This window comes from Roseburia sp. AM23-20 (genome assembly GCF_003470905.1).
Taxonomy (GTDB): Bacteria; Bacillota; Clostridia; order Lachnospirales; family Lachnospiraceae; genus Roseburia; species Roseburia rectibacter.
Window position 1 is genome coordinate 55721 of record NZ_QRHS01000024.1, and the last position, 6447, is coordinate 62167.

The window sequence follows — 6447 nt, forward strand, 5'->3', positions numbered from 1 at the left end:
CAATCCCCCAAAATCCAAAGGTCAAGATTTTCCGCTATGTGACGGAAGGAACCTTTGACAGTTATTCGTGGCAGCTCATTGAGAACAAGCAGAAATTCATCGGTCAGATCATGACAAGCAAATCTCCGGTACGTTCCTGTGAGGATGTGGATGAAGCAGCCCTTACTTATGCGGAGGTTAAGGCTCTGGCAACAGGAAATCCCTACATCAAGGAAAAGATGGACCTTGATATTCAGGTTTCAAAACTGAAACTTATGAAAGCAAACCATACCAGTCAGAAATACCGTCTGGAGGACAACATTGCAAAGCATTATCCTCAGCAGATTACAATTTTAAAGGAGCGTATCAGCGGGATGCAGGCGGATATTCAGACTGCAAAAGCAAATCTTCCAGTGGACAAAGAGCAGTTTTCCATGAAAGTTGGGGATACGCTCTATACAGATAAAAAAGAAGCCGGAACAGCCCTTGTGGAGATGTGCAAGGAAATAAAAACAGCCAATGCCCCTGCGGTCATTGGCGAATATGCAGGTTTTAAGATGGCAGTAACCTTTGATGCGTTCAATCACAAATTTGTAATGAACCTGAAAGAACAGCTTTCCCACAATCTGGAAGTCGGTTCAGACCCACTCGGTAATATCTCCCGTATTAACCATGCACTGGAGTCCATGCCAAAGCAGCTCATGGAAGCCCAGACAAAACTTGAAACGGTGGAGCATCAGCTTGAAACCGCAAAGGTGGAGGTGACCAAGCCTTTTGCACAGGAAGCGGAACTTGCAGAGAAGTTAGAGCGTCTGTCAGCATTGAATGCCCTGCTTAACATGGATGAAAAGGGAAATGACGGGATTGATATGGATGATGAGCCGGAAGCTCCAAAGAGCGAAAAAGAGGTTGCAGACCGTCTGGCGAAGAATACACCGCTTGCAGAGAAAACAGTGGGTATAGGGCAGGATAAGAGCATCAGACAGTATGCAGATGTACCTGCAGAAAGAGTATCCATGAAGGCGAAGCTGGAGGTGATGAAAGCAAAGGTTGCAGGAGGAGATACAGAAAAGCCTATGCCACAAAAGGTAAAGGGAAAAGAAGAAACCTTATAAGAAAATCTGAAGTTTTTTTATTTTTATTCCCAACTTTATTCCCAACATGTTATAATTATTCTGGTTGGGAATAAAAGTTGGGTAAAGGAGCATACTAATGGATATTAAACAAATTGTTTTAGATTTATGTGCCTTAAGTGATGAACAGGAATGGTTTGAATTTAAGGAAAACTGGTTTCAGCCTGAGGCATTAGGCGAATATGTATCTGCTCTGTCAAATGCGGCGGCTTTTCATTATAAAAAATATGCGTATTTCATTTGGGGTGTAAATGATACAACCCATGAAATTGTAGGAACAACATTTAATCAGTATTGTGAATATAACAAGGAACCGTATCAGAATTATCTTGCGAGAAATCTGTCACCAAGCATAAATTTTAGTTTTGAAGAAACAGAAATTTATGGAAAGAGAGTCGTTGGTTTGGTAATTCCTGCGGCAACCGAGATTCCTACGGCATTTAAAGAAAAGAGGTTTTTAAGGATAGGATCATCAAAATGTAATATGAAAGATTACCCTAAGAGAGAAATTGAACTTTTCAAAATACTGGATGGAAGAACCGAAACGATAGAAACAGTACCGGCAAAATACCAGGAACTTACATTTCAAAAACTCTTTGGATATTACGGTTCCAAAGGTATTGTTCTAAATCAAAAGACGTTTATTAAGAATCTGGGGCTAAAAACAGAAGAAGGCGAGTTTAATATATTAGCGCAGCTTCTGTCGGATAATTCTCATTTTCCGCTTCGTGTATCTATTTTTGATGGAGAAACAAAAGGCTCTAATCTTTTCTCTGTACGTGAATTTGGAAATGACTGTTTATTATACAGTTTGGATGAGTTGTTGCGTTATGGAGATGTATTGAACCTGATTCAGGCGGATGAGACAGACAGGGTCGTTGAACGAAAGGAGGTTCCGTTATTTGATAACAAGGCATTTCGTGAGGCTGTCATTAATGCCGTCCTGCACAATAAATGGGTGGAAGGAAATGAACCTATGATTTCGGTATTTTCCGACAGAATAGAGATACTATCAAGGGGAACACTTGCTCCGGCACAGACCATGGAGGGATTTTTCTTAGGAGAATCAATCCCTGTAAATGAAAAATTATCCGAGATATTTCTTCAACTGCATATAAGTGAGAAATCTGGTCGAGGAGTCCCTAAAATTACGGAAATGTATGGAAAAGATGCATTTTCATTTAGGGAGAATTCCATTGTTGTTACTATCCCATTTGAGAGAATAAATAAGGTTGGGAATAAAGTTGGGAAAAAGGTTGGGGATAAGAAATCTTTAAATTCCAGAAGGCAAAAAATTATTTCAGAAATGAGGGACAACCCGAACATTACAACTGCAGAACTTCATAATATATTAGGGGTGAGTGAAACAGCAGTAGAAAACAATATATCATTTTTAAGAGAAAATGGGTATATAGAGCGGGTTGGTTCAAAAAAGGCAGGATACTGGAAAGTATTGTAAGTGTTGTAAAACTATAAAACGAAGATAAGGTGTAATCGGATAACAAAAGAAAGGATAGTTGAGGAATATGTATCTTTCATTGTTGCAAATAAAGAATTTTAGATGTTTTGATGGAAATGAGCATAGTATTACTTTCAAAAAAGGTTTAAATGTTCTTGTTGGAGAAAATGATTCTGGAAAATCAGCAATCATGGATGCAATAAAACTAGTTCTTGGAACTACAGATATGAACTGGTATAGAGTGGAGCAGGAAGATTTTTACAAAGAAGATGCAACATTAGAAATTAAAATTACATGTAAATTTGAGAAATTGAATGAAGATGAACGAGGGGCTTTTTTGGAATGCCTCTCATATGAAGATGAAAATAAAAAGATTCCATGTTTATATCTACATTGGACGTGCAGATATTTATCATCATTCAATCCGCCTCGCCCAGTGGTAAATGTCTCAACAGGAATAGAAGGAAACGGACCATCACCATCTGCAGAAGCAAGAGAATTGTTAAGAGCTACATACTTGCGTGCCTTGAGAGATGCATATAGTGAAATGCAGGCTGGAAGACATTCAAGACTATCACAAATTATGCAACATATTTCTGTTGTAGATCAAGGAGTTGATGAGTATGAGGAGGGAATTGATATTCATAATCTTTCCATAGCGGGAATAGCAGATCTTTCAAATACACTTTTAGCAAAACATCCAGCACTGGATTCAATTAACGAAGAAATGACGACAATACTGCAAGAAAAAATGCTTTTGAAAAAGGATAACATAAGAACAAGATTGGAAGTTACAGGGTCAAATTCTAATAAAATAAAAAAAGAGATGGCATTATTGGAGAAATTAGATCTTGCAGTAGATAAAGATGCCAGTGATATGTGCGGTAGAGTTGGACTTGGGACAAGTAATATTATGAGTATGGCATGTGAGTTACTATTACATAATGAGGCAATAGGAGATAATAAATCCTGTTTTTTATTGATTGAGGAACCAGAAGCACATATACATGCACAAAGACAATTAAAATTAATTCAATCTTTAGAAGAAGAATCTGAGAAAGGGAATAGACAGACTATAATTACTACACATTCGCCATTATTGGCTTCTGTTGTAAAATTATCGAACATTGTGATTGTGAAATCGGGTAAAGTATATTCTCTTGAGAAAGAGCAGACAAAATTGGATGAAGATGATTATCTTTATTTGGAAAAATACCTTGATGCAACTAAAGCAAATCTGTTTTTTGCAAGAAGTGTAATAATTGTAGAAGGTCCTGGAGAGGCATTGCTGTTACCTACATTATCCAAATTATTGGGATGTAATTTTACAGATTATGGTACTTCGCTTGTTGATGTTAGAAGTACCGGATTGAGAAGATATGCAAGGATATTTCAAAGAAAAGATGAGAATAAACAGTTGGATGTAAATGTTGCATGTGTTACAGATAGAGATATTATGCCCAATTGTGCTCCAAGAATTTGTATAGATGAAAAATATACAGATGATAAGGATACATGGCCAGAGAAAAGTAAACGTGCATGGCGAGCAGAGGCTGATTATTCAGTATTAGGAGCAGAAAACCATGTTAATGAGATAAAAGAAAAAGCAGATGGACAGAAAGTAAAAACATTTGTAGCCAATCATTGGACACTAGAATATGACTTAGCGTATATAGGGCTACAGGATGAAGAAATGAAGGAAATATTAATTGATTCTGTAATAAATGTAAGCTATGAAAAAAAGAATAGACCAAGTAAGAAGGATAAATTAATTGAAAAGATAAATGCTTATAAAACTAAAGAAGAAAGAGCAGCTTGCTTTTATAGTTTTTTTACTTCAAAAAAAGCATCAAAAGCTGATTTCGCACAAGAATTAGCGATTAATCTTGAAAAGAAATATATAAACAGAGCTGAAGACTTGAAAAAGGTATTACCGGATTATTTGATAAGTGCAATTATATATGTTACTAAGGGGTGAATTGATTGGAAATTGAGAAATTAGCAAATATAGAGATTACTGACGAAGATATATTGTGGGTAGAAGAGATGATGGGCGGAAAAGTTCATTTTGATTCTGCTAGAGTTAATGTACTAAAAAATATGGATTCTGTTGATATACAGGCGTTTCCGGGAAGCGGTAAAACAACTATATTGGTTGCTAAGTTGGCAATTCTTGCAAAGAAATGGCCATATTCCAATGCTGGCATCTGTGTTTTATCGCATACAAATGTGGCAAGAGAAGAGATAGAAGAGCGATTAGGAAACACAGAGATTGGGCGAAAATTGTTATCGTATCCGCATTTTATAGGTACAGTGCATTCTTTTTTTGATACATATGTTTCTTTACCATGGTTAAAGTCAAACGGATATGAAATCAATATTATAGATACGGAGCTTGTCCACTCACTTAGATGGAATAAACTACCAAGAAATAAGCGTTACTATTTAGAAATGCAATATAAAAGTGAGACGATTTGCGAATATCGAGATAATATAGGGAATATCGAGCGAGTTAAAAATGAAGAAACAAATGAACTTTTGTTATCAGTTATTGAGAAAACTCAAAAAGATGGATATTTTACATTTGGGGAAATGCTTTTATATGCTCAAAAAGTTTTGAAAGAATGGGATGAGATACCTAAAGCTATACAGAGAAGGTTTCCTATATTGTTTATAGATGAAGCTCAGGATACAGATACGTTTCAATGGAATTTGCTCAAAAAGGCTTTTAATAGTGATGGAGAGTTGAGCATAAGGCAGGGATTTGGTGATAGTAATCAAGCAATATATGGGAATTTATATGCTGATGATACAACGGAAAATTTTCCAAGGGAAAATGCACTTGTTTTAAGTGAAAGCAGAAGATTTGATTCATCCATATCAAGTTTAGCCAATACTGTTGCTCTTTCAAAAGCTCAAATGGATGGTACAGACAATGAATTTACGCAAAAGGGAATCAAACATACAATCTTTTTATTTGAAAAGGAGAATGCAGCTCAGGTAATAGATGAATTTGGACAACTTATATTGGATACGTTTAGTGATGAGGAACTGAAAACTTATGAAAAAGAAGGCGTTCATGTAATTGGGATGATTCATGATAAAAAAGAAGAGACAAAAGATAATCAATTTCCCAAAGGAATATATGATTATTGGAATGCTTATGAAGCTAGAAAAGCAAACAAGAGAACCACTCCTAAAAATTTGATTGATTATTTTAGGAAAGGAATTGAAGAATTTCAGAATAATGGAGAAAAATCGGAGCAGATTGAATGGATTTGTAAAGGTCTTAGACGATTAGTTAATAAAGCTAAGGAATGTAATTATATACCTGCTACGGGAAATTCAATCAATGCTATTATGAAACTATTATCAGATGAACAAAAAAAGGATTTCAGAAAGTTACTTATGTTACTTGCTGATTTTGGTAATCTAATTTCTAAAGAAGATTGGAAGTCTATGGTTATTATTATGAAAAAAATATTGTCTCTATTTGAAACTGAACCCAATGAGGATGTAAATAAATTTGGAAAATGGGTGGAAGATCAAGAAAAGAGCAATGAAAATAGCAATGAAAATAGTGATGATAAAAAACTATTGCCAAATTATTATGTGTACTGTGACGAAGAGACAAAACGCGAGGTTGATATGGAATTTGGTAGTATCCATTCTGTTAAAGGAAGAACACATTTAGCTACTTTGGTGTTAGAGACTTTTATGAAATCACATAATATGAAATCAATACTTGATTATCTGTGTGGAGAACCACCAAAAAGGATGAAGAGTTCTTCAGAGAAAAGATTAAAATGCCAGTATGGTAAGTACGTAATCATCTGTACCTTGCCTTTAAAAAAAACATGCCGCCCATCAGGGCGG

Annotated in this window: 3 protein-coding genes and 1 pseudogene; all 4 read left to right on the plus strand. The window is 35.6% G+C overall.

Going from position 1 to position 6447, the window contains the following annotated elements; all coding sequences use genetic code 11:
- Positions 1 to 11 precede the first annotated feature (11 nt).
- Positions 12 to 1094, plus strand: a pseudogene (locus DW650_RS15720) (DUF3849 domain-containing protein); the annotation flags it as partial.
- A 97-nt stretch (positions 1095 to 1191) separates the two neighbouring features.
- Positions 1192 to 2571: an RNA-binding domain-containing protein gene (locus DW650_RS15725; protein WP_118210474.1), complete on the plus strand. Its 1380-nt coding sequence runs from the start codon at positions 1192 to 1194 to the stop codon at positions 2569 to 2571.
- Between the two features lie 67 nt (positions 2572 to 2638).
- Positions 2639 to 4549 (plus strand): ATP-dependent nuclease, encoded by a 1911-nt coding sequence (locus tag DW650_RS15730; RefSeq protein WP_118210475.1) that lies wholly within the window; start codon positions 2639 to 2641, stop codon positions 4547 to 4549.
- A 5-nt stretch (positions 4550 to 4554) separates the two neighbouring features.
- On the plus strand, positions 4555 to 6447 hold a 1893-nt coding region (locus tag DW650_RS15735), incomplete at its 3' end, for a UvrD-helicase domain-containing protein (RefSeq protein WP_118210476.1).

Excerpts from the sequence above, each read along its gene's own strand:
- DW650_RS15730 (WP_118210475.1), top strand. The coding sequence starts at position 2,639 with ATGTATCTTTCATTGTTGCAAATAAAGAATTTTAGATGTTTTGATGGA.
- DW650_RS15725 (WP_118210474.1), top strand. The coding sequence starts at position 1,192 with ATGGATATTAAACAAATTGTTTTAGATTTATGTGCCTTAAGTGATGAA.